Below are 19,099 nucleotides of genomic sequence, written 5' to 3' on the forward strand. Positions count from 1 at the left end.
ATAATGGCTTTATCAGGGATCTCATGAGTAAATTTAAGCTTTGGCTGATCATTATTCTGGCACTTATTGCCCTCGGTCTGCTCGGCTGGAACCTGTCGGTCACCCGTTCAGGTGACGCCGACGGCAGAATTGTGGAAGACGGTACGCCGACGTATAAAACCCAAACGTCCTCAACCCTGGCTTACGAACCGACAGGGCTGCTGGCGTACCGGCTGAATGCGGATGATGTGCAGAACTTTGCTCAGGAAAAAGTAACATGGTTTACTAATCCGGTGCTGACCACCTACGATCCTGATAAAACCGCCACCTGGACGATACGTTCAAAGCGGGCCAAATTAACCAATGACAGAATGTTATATTTATACGGTGATGTGCAGGTTGACAGCCTGACCACCGATACGCAGCTCAGGCAGATCACCACGGATAACGCCGAAGTCAATCTGATAACCCAGGATGTGAGTTCTGACGACAAAGTCACCATCACGGGCACAGGACTGCGTTCCGCCGGATTGCAGATGCGGGGTAATTTACGCAGTCGTAATGCGGAACTGATCAAAGATGTACAGACTTACTATGAGATCCCAAATGAAAGCAAACATCCTTAATACTCTGATTGCAACAGCAATTCTGGCCGTCAGTGTCCCTGCTTTGGCGTTAAAAGAAGATACACAGCAGCCGGTGACGGTAACATCATTAAAACAAGCCCTTGATTTAGAAAAAAATATCACCACATTTACGGATAATGTTGTGGTAAAACAGGGAACGATTGATGTCCGCGCTGACAAAGTGGTGGTCACCCGTCCGGGCGGCGATTCCAACAAAATGGTGATCGAAGCATTCGGTAATCCGGTGACCTTCTACCAGATGCAGGATAACGGCAAGCCAATCAAAGGACGCGGCAGCAAACTGCGTTACGAAATGGCCAATGAGCTGGTCACGCTGACCGGTAATGCCTATCTGGAACAGCTGGACAGCAATATCACCGGTGACAAGATTACCTATGTGGTGCCGACACAACAAATGCAGGCATTCAGTGACAAAGGCAAACAGGTGACTACCGTACTGCTGCCGTCACAGATTCAGGAAAAAGGCCCGGCGGCAACCGGCCAGAAAGGTAAGTAACGATTTATGGCAAAATTAATTGCAAGCAAATTAGCCAAAGCCTACAAAGGGCGCAAAGTCGTCGAAGATGTGACGCTTGAAGTCAGTTCCGGCGAAATCGTCGGACTGCTCGGCCCGAACGGTGCCGGGAAAACCACGACCTTCTATATGGTCGTGGGTATTGTTCCCCGTGATGCCGGTGCAATAAGCATCGATGATGAAGATATTTCCCTGCTGCCGCTGCACGAACGTGCCCGCAAAGGGATTGGCTATCTGCCGCAGGAAGCCTCTATTTTCCGTCGTCTGACGGTATGGCAGAACCTGATGGCGGTGCTTGAAATCCGCAAAGATCTGAACAATGATGAACGCCGGGACAGGGCGGAAGAGTTGATGGAAGAGTTCCATATCAGTCATCTGCGCGATAACCTGGGCCAGTCACTCTCCGGGGGTGAACGCCGCCGTGTGGAAATTGCCCGCGCGCTGGCCGCCAACCCGAAATTCATCCTGCTGGATGAACCGTTTGCCGGTGTTGACCCGATTTCCGTTATTGATATTAAAAAGATTATTCAGCACCTCCGTGATTACGGGCTCGGCGTCCTGATCACTGACCACAACGTCCGCGAAACACTGGATGTCTGTGAACGGGCTTACATTGTCAGCCAGGGCCATATGATTGCCCACGGCAGCCCGGAATCCATTCTGAATAATGAGCAGGTTAAACGTGTTTATTTAGGCGAAGGTTTCCGCCTGTAATGCCGTAAGGAGCCCGTGTCCGTAATGAAGCAGAGTCTGCAGCTTAAACTCAGCCAGCAACTGGCGATGACGCCACAACTTCAGCAGGCTATCCGTTTGTTGCAGCTTTCCACGCTTGAACTCCAGCAGGAGATCCGCGAGGCGCTGGAATCTAATCCGTTGCTGGAACTTGATGATAACCATCAGGAAATTGACACGCCTGCTGAATCTGAAACACAAAAAGAACTGGACAGCGCCGAAGCTCTCGAGCAGACCGCCATGCCGGATGATCTGCCGCTGGATGCGCAGTGGGAAGAAATCTACACCGCCGGTACGCCGTCCGGCACCGGCAATGATTACGGCGACGATGAACTGCCGCTCTATCAGGGCGAAACCACCGAAACCTTACAGGATTATCTGATCTGGCAGGCCCGCCTGACCCCCTTTACCGAAACCGATGCCGCGATTGCCTTCTCAATCATTGATGCGATTGATGAAACCGGCTATCTGACCGTCTCTGTCGATGATATCCGCCTGAGTATCGGTGACGATGACGTCACCACCGAAGATGTCGAAGCAGTACTCAAGCGTATTCAGCGTTTTGATCCGGTGGGTGTGGGCGCCCGTGACCTGCGGGAGTGTCTGATGGTGCAGCTGAAAATTCTGCCGCCGGAAACCCCGAGCCTGAAAGAAGCCCTTGCTATCACGGATCAGCATCTGGCATTGTTGGGGAACCGGGATTTCCGCACCCTGGGCCGGGTGACCAAACTGAAAGAAGAGGCGCTGAAATCCGCCATTGATCTGATTCAGTCACTGGAACCGCGTCCGGGCCTGGTAGTCAACACCGGAGAATCAGAGTATGTTATTCCTGACGTCCTCGTGAGAAAACACGGCGAACGCTGGACAGTGGAACTCAATTCCGACAGCATTCCCCGTCTGCGGGTCAATAATCACTATGCCGCGATGGGATCGCGGGCCCGCAGTGAGAGCGACAGTCAGTTTATCCGTAATAATTTGCAGGAAGCAAAGTGGCTCATTAAAAGTCTGGAAAGCCGGAACGATACGCTGCTCAAAGTCGCGACCTGTATTGTGGAAGAGCAGCAGGCGTTCTTTGAACAGGGCGAAGAATATATGAAGCCCATGGTGCTGGCGGATATCGCACTGCGGGTTGAGATGCATGAATCCACGATTTCCCGGGTAACAACGCAGAAATTCCTGCACAGTCCGCGGGGGATCTTTGAACTGAAGTACTTTTTCTCCAGCCACGTCAGCACTGACAGCGGGGGCGAGGCGTCCTCCACCGCCATCCGTGCACTGGTGAAAAAACTGGTTGCCGCCGAGAATCCGGCGAAACCGCTCAGCGACAGCAAACTGACCGACATGCTTGCCGAACAAGGTATTCAGGTCGCCAGACGGACTGTCGCAAAATATCGCGAGTCGTTATCCATCCCGCCCTCAAATCAGCGTAAACAGCTGATTTGATACACATTGAGAAGGAAGACACTATGGAATTACAAATTACCGGCCACAACGTTGAAATTACAGATGCTTTACGTGAGACTGTGACAGCCAAGTGTAAAAAACTGGAGCAGTATTTCGATAAAATCAACAGCGTTCAGGTGATCCTTAAGGTTGAGAAAGTCAGTAAAATCGCGGAGGCAACGGCTCAGGTAAACGGTGCGGATCTTCACGCCTCAGCGGAAAAAGAGGATATGTACGCGGCAATTGATGAGATGGCAGAAAGACTCGGCCGCCAGCTGTCCAAACACAAAGAAAAACTGAGAAACCGGTAAACTTTCTGCACCCGGGTGCATGACTGAATTAACAGTCTGAATTTTCTCAGGAAAAAGCAGTGCTCTGATCCCGGTTACCATGGTGGTTGCCGGGATTCTGATCCTAAGTGAACAATGAAATGAATAACGAAGCAAATTTGTCCCTGAGCGATGTACTGAGTATCAGCTGTACACGCAATAATATTCACTGTACCAGTAAGAAGCGCGCGCTGGAGATTATCAGTGAACTGGCTGCCACCGCGCTGGCGCTGCCGGAAAACACGCTGTTTGAGGCACTCCTTACACGGGAAAAAGTCGGGACAACCGGTATCGGTGGCGGGATTGCCATCCCCCACGGAAAACTGGATAAAAGCGAGGCACAAACTGCCTGCGGCGTATTTTTACATCTGGAGCAACCTATCGCGTTTGATGCGATTGACAATCAGAATGTGGACATTCTGTTTGCGTTATTTGTTCCGTCTGATCAGTGTCAGACGCATTTACACACACTGTCGTTAGTAGCCAAAAAACTGGCTGACAAAGCGCTCTGCCGCCGGTTGCGTCAGGCGCAAAGTGATGAAGAGCTGTACAGTATCATCACAGAGTGATGATAACCGGCTGACGACAACAGATAATGGCGTATTGCCATTGAAAGAGAAACGATAGGGAGTCCCCTCATGGTGCTGATGATTGTCAGCGGCCGCTCTGGTTCGGGTAAATCTGTTGCCCTGCGGGCGCTGGAAGATATGGGTTTCTACTGCGTTGATAACCTGCCGGTCACTCTTCTGCCGGAGCTTGCCGCTACCCTGGCAACACGCGATATCTCTGCTGCAGTGAGTATTGACGTCCGCAATATGCCGGAGTCCCCGGAAGTCTTTGAGGAAGCCCTGACCAGATTACCGGACAGTTTCTCTCCCCAGCTGCTGTTCCTGGATGCGGATCGCAACACCCTGATCCGCCGTTACAGTGATACCCGCCGTCTGCATCCCCTTTCCAGTAAAAATCTCTCGCTGGAAAGTGCGATTGACGAAGAGAGCGATCTGCTGGAGCCGCTGCGTTCCCGTGCCGATCTGATTATCGATACTTCTGAGATGTCAGTGCATGAACTGGCAGAGATGCTGAGAACCCGCCTGCTCGGCAAGCGCGAACGCGAGCTGACCATGGTGTTCGAGTCGTTCGGGTTTAAACACGGTATTCCGATCGATGCGGATTATGTGTTTGATGTCCGTTTCCTGCCGAACCCGCACTGGGATCCGAAACTGCGTCCGATGACCGGTCTGGATAAACCGGTGGCGGCGTTCCTCGACCGCCATACCGAAGTACACAACTTTATCTACCAGACCCGCAGTTATCTGGAACTGTGGCTGCCGATGCTGGAAACCAACAACCGCAGCTACCTGACCGTCGCTATCGGCTGTACCGGCGGCAAACACCGTTCTGTCTATGTGGCGGAACAGCTGGCGGATTACTTCCGCTCACGCGGGAAAAACGTACAGTCGCGCCACCGGACCCTGGAAAAACGGAAGTAATCCATGACCATCCGTTGTCAGGTTGAAATCAAAAACCGGCTGGGGCTGCATGCCCGGCCGGCCATGAAGCTGTTTGAACTGATCCAGACCTTCCGGTCAACGGTGGTATTCCGTAATAAGCAAAATGAAGAAGCCCGGGCAGACAGTGTGCTTGCCATGCTGATGCTGGATTCCGAACAGGGCAGTTTTATTGAAGTGGAAGCAACAGGACCTGATGAAAATTCTGCCATTGAGGCAATTATTTCCCTTTTTGATTCAGGTTTTGATGAAGATTAGTTATACTAACCGAAATATTTTACTTAAAGAAAACTGATACGCTGTTTCGTTCACGCAGCCCGGCGGTTCGTGATCCTGATCTCTTTCCTTTCCGGAGAGAACAGCCTACTATCAGATTAATTATCAAATGAGCACCCCCCTCCTTCTGGTGTGGGGGTGTTCTTTTGTATTGGAAATGATTTGGAGTGTGGTATGAAAAAGCCCAATATAATTATTAATGAACTGGACGCGGAGCGTCTGGATATGCTACTGGAACAGCCGGCTTATGCTGACAATCCGGTGGCTGAAGCCCTGAATGACGAGTTAGATCGCGCGGAAATCCTGCCGCCTGCAGAAATGCCGGCCACGGTTGTGACGATGAACAGCCGCGTGCGCTTTGAAGATTTATCGAGCGGGAAAGAGAGTATCCGCACCCTGGTGTACCCGGCATCACTGAAAGACAGCGCAGAACAGCTGTCTGTGATGGCACCACTGGGAGCTGCGTTACTCGGGCTTTCTGTCGGCGATGAGATCTCATGGGAACTGCCGAACGGTGAAGCAACGCGCGTAAAAGTATCAGAAATTATCTATCAGCCTGAAGCTGCCGGTGAATTACACCGTTAATCCGCTTTAAGCCTGCTCTGCGTCCGTTTCAGGCAATCTGCGGGCGCAGCTTCCATTTTCCCTTCTTTTTCTGCATGATGGCTTATCTTTCCTCTTTCCGGAGCCACTATGTCAACATTCAGTCTGCTGCACGTTCTTGCCTTTTCCCCGTTAACGGACTCCCCGCTGCCACTGGTGCTTAATTTCGAAAATCAGTTATTTATGCTCACAAAGGGCCTGATCATGCTGATGATATAGTGCTGTTCCTCTTTCGGGCATAAAAAAACCCTGGCATAAAAGTCAGGGTTTTTAATGCACTAAAACACTTACTGCCCCGCAATACTCATTTCCGGCAGCCAGACTGAGCCGCACTGAATGTTGCTGCGGGTTTCAATATCGTCACCGGTGGCGATAATGTTAGCCCACATGTCTTTCAGGTTTCCGGCAATGGTAATTTCACTGACCGGATACTGAATCTCGCCGTTTTCCACCCAGAAACCGGATGCGCCGCGGGAGTAATCACCGGTAATACCGCTGACACCCTGTCCCATCAGCTCGGTCACCACCAGACCGGTACCCATCTCTCTGAGCATGTCGTCAAACCCCAGCCCCTGACCGGCAATGTGCCAGTTGTGAATACCGCCTGCGTGACCGGTGCTTTTCAGGCCCAGTTTACGGGCAGCGTAGGTGGTCATCAGCCAGTTATTCAGCACACCGTTTTCGATAATCAGGCGATCTTCTGTGCGGACCCCCTCGCTGTCAAACGGGGTGGAGGCCAGGCCGCCGATCACATGCGGCAGTTCGCGGATAGTCAGCCAGTCCGGCAGGATCTGTTTGCCGAGGCTGTCGAGCAGGAAAGTGGATTTGCGGTATACGGAGGTGCCGCTGATCGCCCCGACCAGATGCCCGAACAGGCCGGTTGCCACTTCCGGGGCAAAAATCACCGGCGCTTTCTGTGTTGCCAGTTTGCGCGGTGCGAGACGGGACAACGTCCGCCGGGCACACTCTTCCCCCACCCACTGTGCAGATTTCAGGTCATCCAGCTTACGGGCAATGGTGTAAGCGTAATCACGCTCCATATCGCCGTTCTCTTCCGCGATCACACAGGCGGACATGGAGTGACGGCTGCTGCAGTAGCTTTGCAGCATACCCAGCGTGTTACCGAACACACGGATGCCGTAATGGCTGTTAAAGCTGCCGCCTTCTGTGTTGGTGATGCGCGGGTCGGCACTCAGTGCCGCTTTTTCCGCATTGGCGGCGTAGTCGATCGCCTGATCAGCACTCACTTCGGACGGATAAAACAGTTGCAGATCCGGTGCCTCAAAAGCCAGCAAATCGCGATCTGCCGGGCCCGAACACGGATCTTCAGATGTATATTTCGCAATGTCGATCGCCGCCTGTACGGTACGGGCAATCGCCTCTTCGCTTAAATCGGTGGAGGATGCACTGCCTTTGCGCTGGTTATGATACACCGTGATCCCCAGTGCGCCGTCACTGTTAAACTCAACATTCTCCACCTCACCCATACGGGTGCTCACACTCATCCCGGTGGTCCGGCTGACAGCAACCTCGGCGCTGTCACACCCTTTCTGTGCAATACTCAGTGCCTGCGAAACCGCTTGTTCCAGGCGCGTACGCTGCGCCATAATCTGAGAAGTGATATTCATCAATCAGGTTCCAATTCAATAAATTAAGGGGCCGTCAGCTAATCAGACAGCTGAATAGGTGTTATCCGGCCTTTTCCCCGGTTACAATACGCAATAATCAAATGTTAACACTCACAAACACAGAGATCATCCGGCACCCGCCGCTCTGTGTTTCGCCACAGGAAATACTATTATGGCAAAGCAGCCTGAAGACTGGTTTGAAGAACCCGACGCACTTCCTCAGGAGGAAGAGGATGACGAGATAATCTGGGTCAGCAAAAGCGAAATTAAACGCGATGCGGAAGTCCTGAAAAAACTCGGCGCTGAACTGGTTGCACTGAGCAAGACCCAGCTGGAACGTATTCCGCTGGATGAACAGCTGCTCGAAGCCATCCTGCTTGCACAAAAAATCAAGCGCGAAGGCCTGCGCCGTCAGTTACAGCTCATCGGTAAACTGCTGCGGGCCCGTGACCCGGAGCCGATTACCACGGCACTCGACAAACTGAAAAACCGCCATAACCAGCAGGTTGTCCTGCTGCATAAACTCGAAGATCTGCGCGAACGCCTGGTCAGCGGTGATGATACCGTGACGGAAGAAGCCGTTGCGCTGTTCCCGCACCTTGATCGCCAGCAGCTGCGTACGCTTATCCGCAATGCGAAAAAAGAGCGCGAAGGCAATAAACCGCCGAAAGCTTACCGCCAGCTGTTCCAGTATCTGAAAGAACTGGCAGAAAGCGCTTAATCCGCCGTCATGGTCAGGGGGGTCAGCACCAGCTGAATATCCCCCGGCCACTCTTCCTCCGCATCCCGGCAGGTGCCGATAATGGCTGAAAACAGCCGCCGCTGCCGTGCGGTAATATGTTCAAACGCCAGTATCACCGGCAGATCAATCCCGCCTGTCAGCATGTCCCACAGTGCATCCGTGTTACACCCGAAGTACGGCAGCTGAAATTTATCACTGAACTGCTGATAAAAATCGTCTGTTGTCCGGATGGTACGGAAATCAAAACGCACAATGCTGATATCAGGTGTCATGGATTAATTGGCCTGCTGAAATGAACGGTAATGATCGGTGGTGACATAAATCAGCCCGTCACTGGAGTAAAGCAGACGATCACTGCCGCGATGACCGCAGTTATAGTTAATATCCGCTTCAAACCACTGCCGTGATGGTGCATCCGGCAACCCTTTTTCCCGGTTGCCGAAACGGTCACCGCCGATGGCTTTACCCGGCATCACCTCACAGAGATTGCCTTTTGACGGCTGCCAGCCCGCATTACGGGCGGCTTTTTTCGTCACATAGTAATCCGGCAGACGCTGGTGCTGCTGCACATAGCTGACCACCCGTGCCTGTGCTGTCAACGCATCAATGCTCTGCGGCTGCGCTGTCTGCTGCGGTACCGGCTCTGACGGACGGGTATCGATAAACTGCCCCGGTAACCCTGCCAGCCAGGCAGAGACCGCCACAATCAGAACGATCACCAGCGTGCCGTATTTTTTCATCATCAGGCCGTTCCGCCGACAGTAATGCTGTCCAGTTTCAGGGTCGGCTGACCGACACCCACCGGCACGCTCTGGCCTTCTTTACCGCACGCACCGACACCTTTATCCAGTTTCAGGTCATTACCGACCATCGAGACCTGCTGCATGGCCTCAATACCGGAGCCAATCAGTGTCGCGCCTTTTACCGGTTTGGTAATCTTACCGTTTTCAATGAGATACGCTTCGGATGTCGAGAACACAAACTTACCGGAGGTGATATCCACCTGACCGCCGCCGAAATTCGGGGCATACAGGCCGTTTTTCACACTGGCGATAATCGCTTCCGGCGATGATTCCCCCGCCAGCATATAGGTGTTGGTCATGCGCGGCATCGGCAGATGAGCATAAGATTCACGACGGCCGTTACCGGTCGGGTCAACCCCCATCAGACGGGCGTTAAGTTTATCCTGCATATAACCTTTCAGAATACCGTTCTCGATCAGGACGTTATACTGTCCCGGTACACCTTCATCATCAATTGCCAGTGAACCGCGGCGATCGCCGATAGTACCGTCATCAACAATGGTACAGAGTGATGATGTGACCTGCTGACCGATTTTTCCGCTGAATACCGATGCACCACGGCGGTTGAAATCCCCTTCCAGGCCATGACCGACCGCTTCATGCAGTAATACGCCCGGCCAGCCCGCGCCCAGCACAACCGGCATTGATCCGGCCGGTGCCGCAACGGCAGAGAGATTCACCAGTGCCATGCGCACCGCTTCACGGGCAAAATGGTCTGCGCGGATCTCACCGTCTTCCGTACCGAGGAAATATTCATAACCAAAACGACCGCCGCCGCCGCTGCCGCCGTGTTCGCGTTTGCCGTCCTCTTCCACCAGCACACTGACAGACAGGCGCACCAGCGGACGGATATCCGTTGCCAGTGTACCGTCAGTGGCAGCCACCAGCACTTCTTCATACACACCGGTCAGGCTGGCATTCACTTCCTGCACACGCGGATCTTCCGCCCGAGCCACACGGTCAAGACGATGCAGCAGTGCGATTTTTTCCTCGCGCGGCATTGCACGCAGCGGATCGAGCGCGGCATAGAGTGCCGTGTTATTGACACGGTGCAGGCTCTGCACCTGTCCGTTACCCTGCTCACGGACAATACTGCGGGCGGCGGAGGCACTCTGCTGTAATGCGGTCAGGCTTATCTGATCCGCATAGGCAAAGCCGGTTTTCTCGCCGCTGACGGCGCGGATCCCGACACCCTGGTCAATATTGTAAGAGCCGTTTTTGATAATTTTATCTTCCAGCACCCAGGCTTCATGAAAACTGCTCTGAAAATACAGATCGCCATAATCAATATGGCGATCTGCTAACTGTGTGAGGACAGAAAAGAGATCCTGTTCGTCAAGATCATGGGCGGTCAGCAAATGATTACTGACAGTTGAAAAACTCATAATTTACTCTTTACCTGTGGTGTTTTTCTCAATCAGTGAGGTCAGCTGCGGGCGGAAACGGTTATGTTTCACCACGCGGATCTGTTCACGCATTGAGGTTAAGCTGTCCGGACGGATATCAACGCCGATGGCGGCCACCGCATCCGTGTTTTTCTTCATCACTTTGCCCCAGCCGTCAACCGCCATGGTGTGTCCCCATGTGCGGCGGGTACCGTGTACACCGACCTGTGCCGGCGCCAGGATAATGCATTGGTTTTCAATCGCACGGGCACGCAGCAGCGGCTCCCAGTGAGATTTTCCGGTCAGCCGGGTAAAGGCCGCCGGAACAGAGATAATCTCCGCGCCCTGCTCACGCAGTGCCTGGAACAGCCCCGGGAAACGCAGATCATAACAGATGGTCATACCGAGACGACCAACCGGGGTATCCACCACGGTGATGTGCTCGCCGCGCTGGAAGATTTTTGATTCATTGTATGAACCCTGCTCATCATCGATATTCACATCAAACATGTGAATTTTGTCATAACGGGCTTTGATTTCCCCTTTATCATCAAACAGCAGGCTGCTGCTGGTGATGCGCGCCGGGTCTTCGCGGCTGATCAGCGGCATTGAGCCGACCAGGATCCACACCCCGTAGCGGCGCGCCATGTCAGCGACGGCTGACTGCAGCGGGCCTTCGCCCTGCACTTCCGCATATTTCTGATAGGTGTTGCCTGATGCAAAAATCAGCGCATTTTCCGGTGTCATCACCAGTTTGATATTATCAGGCAGTTGTTTGATCTGTTGTTCGATTTGCGCCAAATTGTGTTTAATATTTGTGCCGCTGCACAGCTGCAATAAAGCCACATTTGCGTTTTTCATTCCCGGGTCTCCTTTAACTGACGCAAAACTTCATCTATCTTCGGCTCTTCTAAACTACCGCTCAGGTGATACCGTATCACCGAAATTTTACTCCAGAGCGGGCCGAGTACCTTACTCGCCACAAAGACTGCCGCTCCGGCTATCGGGTTAACCACAAAGGCTGTCGCCACCCCGACCGTCGCAGAGAGTTCCGGTGTGACAACCACCGACATATCAATACGACGCTCCACAAGATAAACTGAACCGCTAAAGCTGATATCCGCAATTAATCCGTCCACGCGGGTATCGGTTGTCTTTAAAACACCCTCTTTTATCACGCCTTTGCCACGTATGCTGTCAAAAACGAAATCATTGCTGAAGGTATCCGTAAAATCGAGCTGTAATTTGCGCAGTAACGCATCAAAACTGACGAGCCGCAGCAGTTTACCGGCGTTACCGCCGCCCATCCGCTCAATCGCTCCTTTACCGAGCGACGTGCTGATGATGCCGTTCAGGGTTGCCACATCCGGCGACCACGGAACATCCCGCCAGTTCAGGTCAAAATCCACAGTAAACGGTGAGCCGGTGATAGGCACCAGTACCCCGAAATACGCCGCCATATTATCAAAGACCGGCCCCTTAAACTGCCCTTTAAAGTGCGACAGCGGCGCAGGTCCGGCATCCCAGCGACCGCTGAGGGTCAGTTCACTGGCACTGTTTTTGACTGTTGCCGCATCCAGCACCAGTGAATTATTGTCCGGCCAGACTTTCGCATTCACCGTACCGATATTCAGACCGCTCACCCAGCAGGCTTCACAGCGCAGCGTGACCGCAGGCCAGCTGCCGACACGGTAATCCGTTTTGGTGGTTTCATTGCGCTGTGATTCCGGCAGGGCGTTCTGAATCGACTCCGGATTATAGTAGAGATAATCGATACTCGCCTGCCATGGCCCGGAGGCCGGAATACGGACATCCCCGCGCAGCTCCTGACTGTCTGAGCTGAGCAGCCAGCCATTTTCCTGCGGATGAATGCGCAGTTTTATCTGATTCCAGCGCTGTCCGGCAAAGTCCGCATAAGGCGCGGAAATATCAATATTCCCCGGCAGTTTCAGTGCGGCAGACTGCTGATGATTCTGACCGGCAACCGCCAGCGCGCCGACCCACTCTTCACCGCTGATCGGCGGCAGGGCAATACTGATGACATCCGGGGTAACTTTCTCCGGCACTTTTGTGCCCGGAACGATTACCGCACCATTAAGCGTGAGGATATCGCCGAGGCGCCAGTCCGTCAGAACGCTGAACGATTTACCGACGGTTCCTCCGGCTTTCAGGGTGTGTTCTGTCCCGCTGGCATGCACATTCAGGGTGCCGCTCTCCGCGGCCCAGCGCCGGACAGCCGGTAAAGAGCTGCTGGTCAGTTTGCCGGTCTGACCCTCCAAATCCACGGTATAACGCATTTCCCCTTTCTGCGGCAGGATAATCTTCACATCCCCCGTCCACGGGAACGACCCCGTTACGTGCTGTTTTATCGCCGCCGGTATCCCGTCTATGCCCTTCATCTGCCAGTCAGCGTCCAGATCGATATTGACGGCGAAATCAGACGGGTTTTCTTTGGTGGTAAAGCGGATATTCAGCGGCTGCCCGAACCAGGAAGCCGTGATACGGTCGCTTTCCAGGTCACCGTTATCAAAGCGGAACTGTCCGCTGACATTTTTGAGTGTGCTGCCGAGCGGCACCACATCAATATCATTATTTTTCAGATTAACATGCCCGGTTGCCCGCACCATCTCATTGACGTTAAGCGGGATTTCCAGTTTAAGATCACCGGTCACCTCTCCGCCGATTTTCAGCTGCGCCAGGGTATTACCGATAGACCCCTTCATCGGGGTTTCATCAAAATACCTGCCCAGCGATTCGCCTTTACCTTCAATATCGGACTGAATATACAGGCGCTCAACCGTAAAATCCGGAATATCCGCTTTCAGATTACGGGCGGTAGCCTCGCCCAGTTTTGCTTCCTGCGCACTGATCCACAGCCCCTGGTTATGGAAATTCAGATCCGCATCCATGTTGATAAGCGCCGGCCATTCCGGATCATATTTAAAGGTGGCGTCACGCAGCGGCACCCAAATCTGAAACTGCCCTTCGTTTTTACGGAACGGAAAGTCCGCCGGGTTGCCCTGAAATATGACAGTGGCATTTTCCGCTTTCCCGGCAATCAGCGCCTGCGTCAGGTATTCGCTCAGGAATTCCCCCATCAGCGGTACCGGGAAATAGCGCCAGGCTTCCCCGGCATCGGTCAGCGTCACGCCGCCGAGGATACCGAGTGACGGCGGCCTGTCCTTATCATGCTGATAACGAAAGTTGCCGTTCGCCCGCAGTGCGCCGGATTGCAGATCTAAATTATCACTCCAGAGGCTGAAGTTGCCGCCGGTATTACGCCACTGCACCTGTCCGCGGCTTTCTGATACCGTCAGCGGTGCGGTAAACATCGGGCGGTAGTCCAGCACACTGTCATCGAGGGCAAAACGCAGAATGCCGCGTGACTGTCCGCCGCGCAATACGCCGCTGAAATGGGATACTGACGGTAATTCTTCCCGGGCTTTCCAGCTGACATCCTGCCAGGAAACATCCAGTTCGAGGTTTTCCGGGGCAGCAGGGGTAATATCAAGGGCAAAATCACGGATAAGCCCTGACGGCTCGCGCTCCTGCCAGGCTTTGACAATATCATTGGTGAGGAAAGAGAATGTCGGCACAATACTGCTCAGACGTGCCAGCTCAATATCATTGGCACGGATACGCAGATGCGGATTGCCGCCGTATTTAGCCGATGCCGGGATATAAAGCAGAGACAGACTGCCCTCCGGCCACTGCTGTCCGTCAGTTTTCAGGTTCAGCAGATCCGGGATATTAAACAGCCAGCCTTCCCCTTGGCGGCGCATCTGCACCAGCAGATCCTGAACTTCCAGGGTGTGCGTGTCCTTACCGACCAGCCAGTCCGCCTCGCCTGAGTTCAGTCTGACCAGGCCCCGGGTTATCGTCCCCTTCTCCACCGTCATCCACCCGGCCAGGCTGAAACCGGCCTTGTTCAGCCCGGTGTTATCGCGCAGCCAGCGGCTGAACCACGGTGTCATATCAATATCATCCGCCTGGAGATAGACCGTTCCCTCATCCAGCAGACCGTTAACATCACGCAGATCCAGACGCACCTGCAGCCAGCCGCGCGGGTTATTCACCGAGGAGAGACTGATCTCCCCCTGGGCGCGGTGGCGTTTGCTCTGATTGAGCCATGACAGACGGGAAACCAGCAACGTGGCGGGATCGCCGGACGGTGTAAGAAAACGGATTTCACTGTCGCGCAGATCAAAATTATCAAAGCGCTCCAGCCAGAGTCCGGACAGAGCATCATCCGTTTCAATGCTGCTGCCGTCACTGCTCAGCGGCTGTTTGTAATCCAGCGTCATATGCCAGAATGTCAGATCACGGAAACTGACCTGAAAACGGAACAGTGTCCGCCAGATATCCAGAGAGAGGTCGATTTTTTCAGCTGAAATGTCTGCGTCCGGGGCGGTAACCGTCAGGTCACGGAGTGTCAGCGCCGGGCCGAATCCCTGCCAGCGGCCGCTGATTTCCCCGATTCTGACCGTGGCACCGGTCATCTGCGAGAGTTTTTGTTCGATCTGCGGGCGGTATTCATTAATCTGAGGCAGCAGATAGCGCAGACCGCCGAGCACCAGTGCCGCAGCAATCACGATTACAATCACACATGTCAGTAAAATCCCGGGCAGTCGCCTCACTGGCTCTCCTTCTCCTGCAGCTGTCAAGGCCGGCGGAACCGGATATCCGCTTATATCCGGCAGTGTACCGCCAATGAATTACATCATAACGACATCAAAATGTTCCTGACTGTAGAGCGGTTCGGCGCGAACCTGAACCTGTTTACCGACAAAAATCTCCACCTCTGCCAGTGCATGGGATTCATCCCCCTGCAATGCCTCAGTCACTGCCGGTGAGGCATAGACGAGGAAGCGGTCAACATCCAGCAGGTGGTGTACGCGGACAATTTCACGCAGAATTTCATAACAGACTGTTTCCACCGAGCGGACACTGCCGCGCCCCTGACAGGTCGGGCATTTCTCACACAGGACATGTTCAAGGCTCTCCCGCGTGCGCTTGCGGGTCATCTCCACCAGCCCGAGCTGAGAAAAACAGTTGATGGTGGTTTTCACGCGATCTTTGGCCAGCGCCAGCTCCAGCGAGCTCAGCACCCGGCGGCGGTGGTCATCATCGATCATATCAATGAAATCAATGATAATAATACCACCGAGGTTACGCAGACGTAACTGCCGCGCAATCGCCTGTGTGGCCTCGATATTGGTATTGAAAATGGTTTCTTCCAGATTGCGGTGCCCGACAAACGCGCCGGTGTTGATATCGATGGTGGTCATCGCCTCAGTCTGGTCGATAATCAGGTATCCGCCTGACTTCATTTCAACCTTGCGCTCCATCGCCCGCTGAATTTCATTTTCAGTATCGTAGAGGTCAAAAATCGGCTGACTGCCCTGGTACAACTCCAGTTTGGCGGTCATTTCCGGGATGTAATCATCCACAAATTCCTGTAACTCTTTGAAGCTCAGCCGGGAATCAATCCGGATGCGGTCGAGTGACTCACCGGCAAAATCCCGCAGAATGCGGTGTGCCAGCGCCAGTTCACCGTAGATTTTGGTGCGGGTGGTATTGCGTTTCTTGCGCTGGATAACTTTGGTCCACAACCGGCGCAGAAACGCGGCATCAGAGGTCAGTTCTTCTTCCCCGACGCCTTCCGCCGCTGTGCGGATAATAAAACCGCCGTCCTCATCACAATAACCCGCCACAATGTTTTTCAGGCGCTCACGCTCTTCTTCACTCTCAATGCGCTGGGAAACCCCGACATGAGACGCGCCCGGCATAAAGACCAGGTAGCGGGAAGGCAGCGTGATATCGGTGGTCAGACGCGCGCCTTTGGTACCCAGCGGATCTTTGACCACCTGCACAATAAGATCCTGCCCCTGATGGACCAGTTCCCCGATATCACGGGTGCGGAATTTCTCTTTTTCATCCCCGGAAATACATTCCGTGTGCGGAATAATATCCGAGGCATGCAGAAAGGCTGCTTTATCCAGGCCAATATCGATAAAGGCCGCCTGCATTCCGGGCAGCACCCGGCTCACACGCCCTTTATAGATATTGCCGACGATACCGCGTTTAGCCTCGCGCTCAATATGAATTTCCTGAAGGATCCCGCCGGTAATATAAGCGACCCGTGTTTCAGACGGGGTCACGTTGACTAATAGCTCGGCTGTCATGGTATTTCTTTCCCGTCAATATGTTCCGGTACAACCCCGTTCAGGGTATCCGTGTACCGCTTAATTAATTCTTCGGTCTCCACTAACGGTAATCCCACCACAGCATGATAGCTACCGTTAATTTTGCGGACATAGCGCCCGCCCAGGCCCTGGATGCCGTACGCACCGGCTTTGTCCATCGGTTCACCTGTCTGAATATACTCGTTTATTTCGTCATCTGATAACCGGCGGAATGTCACATCCGTCACAATCAATGTACTCAGTGTCCGGAAACGATCAGAAACCGCGACCGCCGTCATCACCTGATGGGTACAGCCGGATAATGCACTGAGCATGGCAAAGGCATGTGCCGCATCACGGGGTTTCTCCAGAATATCACCGCCGAGTACCACAATGGTATCAGAGCCGATAACCGGACGATCTTCTGCTGCCAGCGCCACACCGGCCTGTGCTTTTTCCCGCGCCAGACGTACCACGTAATCCGCTGCGGGTTCACCGTCACGGCGGACTTCATCAATACAGGGGGAAAGTGTTTCACACTGAACATTCAGCAACCGGATAAGTTCCCGGCGGCGGGGAGAGGTTGAAGCAAGGTAAATCGGCAGCATTCAGAGGTCCTGACGTTTTGTTCACGTATCACGCCGCCGTTCCCTGATTAATGAACAGAAAAGTGACGGCGGGTTTTACGCAGTAATAAAAAAATCCATGGCCATAAGATACCATTGACCAGACTGTTCCAGAAGACTTCCGGATGAAACACAATATCGGACAACAGAAATTCTGACCAGAAAACAAAGAACTGCATCAGTACTGACAGCACCATAATAACCAGCGACTGCTGCCACAGCGCCATATTGCGCAGCAGCTGATGTCTGAATGAGACCAGATAAGCGACGATAGACAGACTCAGGGCATGTACACCCAGTGTGGAGCCTTCAATCAGGTCAATAATCATACCGAGAAAGAAAGCGGAGCCGACACTGACCCGGTGCGGCAGCGCCATCACCCAGTAGATCAGAAACAGCATCGCCCACGACGGACGGTAAAACTGAATCTGCTCCGGCCAGGGCATAATCTGCAGGACCAGTGCTATCAGAAAGGAGAGCCAGACAATAATCCGGTTTTGTCCCCGGTAGGTATTCATTGCTGCGGCCTCATCCTCAGCGGCCGGGCCGGTGCGGTATCCGCCGCCGGATCCTGAGCGGCAGGTGCGGCAGTGGCCGGGCTGTCTGCCGGTTTTGGCTGTTCAGGCTTTGGCTTAGCCGGAGTCGGCGATGTCGTACCGGCGGAGGATGGCGGCGCGTCCGGCAGTACCGCTGCCGGGTCCGTTTCCGGCGCCGCAACGGATGGGATCACCTGCGGCATCACCTGCATAATACGCTCATTGGCTGCGCGGTACACTTCAGACGGGCCGGAAGGGTCACGCGGGTTGCTGTCTCCGCCCCATAATAAGAGCAGATAACGCAGACGCTGAAGATCTGCTGTTGGTTTGGCACTGATAATAGTATAAGCGCGCTGATTATCCACTTTCACCGAAGAGACGATCCCGACCGGATACCCTTCCGGGAAACGACCGCCGAGGCCGGATGTGACCAGCACATCCCCCACGCGGATATCAATATTGTTCGGCAGAGGTTCAAGCTGTAAATCGTCATTACATCCGGTACCGGATGCAATGACACGAATATCGTTACGCAGCACCTGAATCGGCAGTGCGTGGGTGGTATCGCAGATCAGCAGAACGCGGCTGGTTAACTGGGACACGGCAATCACCTGCCCCACCACGCCTTTATCACTGATCACCGGCTGGCCGTCATACACGCCGTCACGGCTGCCTTTGTCGATCACGACCTGGTCACGGTACGGGGTATTGGCCCCCGCCATCACCTGAGTGACCATCATGTGCTCATCCTGACGCAGCGGTGAACCAAGCAGTTCCCGCAGCCGGGCATTTTCCTGCTTAAATTGTTCAAGCAGCTGATTCTGACTGCTTTTAACCAGCAGTTCCTGGCGCAGCGCGCGGTTTTCAAATTCCAGCTGTTCGCGGGTGGCAAAATTATCAGAGATACCGTCCAGTAACTGACGCGGGCCGTTGGCTAAAAAATAGAACGGGCTGACCGCCGTATCCAGATAGTTACGGATTTTGGTAAAAGCATCAATCCGGTTATCAACCACAATCAGTCCGATGGCAAAAATAACCGCAACAATAATGCGAATCTGAAGGGAAGGCCCCCGGCTAAAAATCGGCTTCATAGGATGCGATATCAGGCACTACAGTAATTCCGTCCGGGAAGACAGAGTGTGAATCCGGCGAGCAGGGGGAGC

General features: G+C 53.7%; 21 protein-coding genes. 11 read left to right on the forward strand and 10 right to left on the reverse strand.

The features are described from left to right. Nucleotides 1-23: 23 nt before the first annotated feature. From lptC to ACF8OF_RS10545, 10 genes are all read left to right on the forward strand, one after another. Entirely contained in the window at nt 24-605 is a 582-nt protein-coding gene (lptC, locus tag ACF8OF_RS10500; RefSeq protein WP_262882682.1) for an LPS export ABC transporter periplasmic protein LptC, read from the forward strand. Then, on the forward strand, nt 586-1,122 hold the full coding sequence (gene lptA / locus ACF8OF_RS10505) for a lipopolysaccharide ABC transporter substrate-binding protein LptA (protein ID WP_036411301.1): 537 nt from the start codon (nt 586-588) through the stop codon (nt 1,120-1,122). The genes lptC and lptA overlap by 20 nt, the downstream gene beginning before the upstream one ends. A 6-nt stretch (nt 1,123-1,128) precedes the next feature. After that, complete coding sequence (gene lptB / locus ACF8OF_RS10510) at nt 1,129-1,854, forward strand: LPS export ABC transporter ATP-binding protein (protein ID WP_024474509.1); 726 nt, start codon at nt 1,129-1,131, stop codon at nt 1,852-1,854. Nucleotides 1,855-1,878: 24 nt separating this feature from the next. Further along, a complete protein-coding gene (gene rpoN / locus ACF8OF_RS10515) occupies nt 1,879-3,315 on the forward strand; it encodes an RNA polymerase factor sigma-54 (RefSeq protein ID WP_262860975.1) in 1,437 nt (478 codons plus the stop codon). Between the two features lie 23 nt (nt 3,316-3,338). Then, entirely contained in the window at nt 3,339-3,626 is a 288-nt protein-coding gene (gene hpf, locus ACF8OF_RS10520) for a ribosome hibernation promoting factor (protein WP_262882683.1), read from the forward strand. A 119-nt stretch (nt 3,627-3,745) separates the two neighbouring features. Then, nucleotides 3,746-4,213: a PTS IIA-like nitrogen regulatory protein PtsN gene (ptsN, locus tag ACF8OF_RS10525; RefSeq protein ID WP_004236310.1), complete on the forward strand. Its 468-nt coding sequence runs from the start codon at nt 3,746-3,748 to the stop codon at nt 4,211-4,213. A 69-nt stretch (nt 4,214-4,282) separates the two neighbouring features. Continuing rightward, nucleotides 4,283-5,134, forward strand: coding sequence for an RNase adapter RapZ (rapZ, locus tag ACF8OF_RS10530; protein WP_025151847.1), 852 nt, complete (start codon nt 4,283-4,285; stop codon nt 5,132-5,134). Between the two features lie 3 nt (nt 5,135-5,137). Continuing rightward, nucleotides 5,138-5,410 carry a PTS phosphocarrier protein NPr gene (gene npr, locus ACF8OF_RS10535; protein ID WP_004240520.1) on the forward strand — a complete coding sequence of 91 codons (273 nt, stop codon included), beginning with the start codon at nt 5,138-5,140 and terminating at the stop codon, nt 5,408-5,410. 192 nt (nt 5,411-5,602) lie between these two features. Continuing rightward, nucleotides 5,603-6,013 (forward strand): nucleoside diphosphate kinase regulator, encoded by a 411-nt coding sequence (rnk, locus tag ACF8OF_RS10540; protein ID WP_025151848.1) that lies wholly within the window; start codon nt 5,603-5,605, stop codon nt 6,011-6,013. A gap of 108 nt (nt 6,014-6,121) precedes the next feature. Next, nucleotides 6,122-6,250 (forward strand): hypothetical protein, encoded by a 129-nt coding sequence (locus tag ACF8OF_RS10545; RefSeq protein ID WP_262882685.1) that lies wholly within the window; start codon nt 6,122-6,124, stop codon nt 6,248-6,250. 68 nt (nt 6,251-6,318) lie between these two features. Here ACF8OF_RS10545 and pmbA read toward each other — a convergent pair whose 3' ends face one another. Then, a complete protein-coding gene (gene pmbA / locus ACF8OF_RS10550; RefSeq protein ID WP_025151849.1) occupies nt 6,319-7,659 on the reverse strand; it encodes a metalloprotease PmbA in 1,341 nt (446 codons plus the stop codon). Between the two features lie 172 nt (nt 7,660-7,831). Here pmbA and yjgA point away from each other — a divergent pair, with 172 nt between their 5' ends. After that, a complete protein-coding gene (yjgA, locus tag ACF8OF_RS10555; RefSeq protein ID WP_262882686.1) occupies nt 7,832-8,380 on the forward strand; it encodes a ribosome biogenesis factor YjgA in 549 nt (182 codons plus the stop codon). Here the strand turns inward: yjgA and ACF8OF_RS10560 are convergent. The 9 genes from ACF8OF_RS10560 to mreC form a co-directional block, all read right to left on the reverse strand. After that, a complete protein-coding gene (locus ACF8OF_RS10560; RefSeq protein WP_004236299.1) occupies nt 8,377-8,673 on the reverse strand; it encodes a barstar family protein in 297 nt (98 codons plus the stop codon). The genes yjgA and ACF8OF_RS10560 overlap by 4 nt on opposite strands. A 3-nt stretch (nt 8,674-8,676) precedes the next feature. Next, nucleotides 8,677-9,144 (reverse strand): ribonuclease domain-containing protein, encoded by a 468-nt coding sequence (locus ACF8OF_RS10565; RefSeq protein WP_392496548.1) that lies wholly within the window; start codon nt 9,142-9,144, stop codon nt 8,677-8,679. Then, on the reverse strand, nt 9,144-10,589 hold the full coding sequence (gene tldD / locus ACF8OF_RS10570) for a metalloprotease TldD (RefSeq protein ID WP_392496550.1): 1,446 nt from the start codon (nt 10,587-10,589) through the stop codon (nt 9,144-9,146). Before tldD ends, ACF8OF_RS10565 begins: the two co-directional genes overlap by 1 nt. Before the next feature lie 3 nt (nt 10,590-10,592). Continuing rightward, complete coding sequence (nit1, locus tag ACF8OF_RS10575) at nt 10,593-11,450, reverse strand: deaminated glutathione amidase (protein WP_025151854.1); 858 nt, start codon at nt 11,448-11,450, stop codon at nt 10,593-10,595. Further along, nucleotides 11,447-15,226: an AsmA2 domain-containing protein YhdP gene (gene yhdP, locus ACF8OF_RS10580; RefSeq protein WP_392496551.1), complete on the reverse strand. Its 3,780-nt coding sequence runs from the start codon at nt 15,224-15,226 to the stop codon at nt 11,447-11,449. The genes nit1 and yhdP overlap by 4 nt, the downstream gene beginning before the upstream one ends. A gap of 78 nt (nt 15,227-15,304) precedes the next feature. Continuing rightward, nucleotides 15,305-16,774 carry a ribonuclease G gene (gene rng / locus ACF8OF_RS10585; protein ID WP_392496553.1) on the reverse strand — a complete coding sequence of 490 codons (1,470 nt, stop codon included), beginning with the start codon at nt 16,772-16,774 and terminating at the stop codon, nt 15,305-15,307. Next, entirely contained in the window at nt 16,771-17,382 is a 612-nt protein-coding gene (locus tag ACF8OF_RS10590; RefSeq protein WP_274369659.1) for a nucleoside triphosphate pyrophosphatase, read from the reverse strand. The genes rng and ACF8OF_RS10590 overlap by 4 nt, the downstream gene beginning before the upstream one ends. Nucleotides 17,383-17,429: 47 nt before the next feature. Further along, nucleotides 17,430-17,918, reverse strand: a complete 489-nt coding sequence (gene mreD / locus ACF8OF_RS10595) for a rod shape-determining protein MreD (protein WP_262860968.1) — start codon at nt 17,916-17,918, stop codon at nt 17,430-17,432. After that, nucleotides 17,915-19,027 (reverse strand): rod shape-determining protein MreC, encoded by a 1,113-nt coding sequence (mreC, locus tag ACF8OF_RS10600; RefSeq protein WP_262864518.1) that lies wholly within the window; start codon nt 19,025-19,027, stop codon nt 17,915-17,917. The genes mreD and mreC overlap by 4 nt, the downstream gene beginning before the upstream one ends. Nucleotides 19,028-19,099 lie beyond the last annotated feature (72 nt).

The sequence above is a fragment of the Morganella sp. TYF_1 genome (assembly GCF_043105645.1).
Classification (GTDB): Bacteria; Pseudomonadota; Gammaproteobacteria; order Enterobacterales; family Enterobacteriaceae; genus Morganella; species Morganella morganii_B.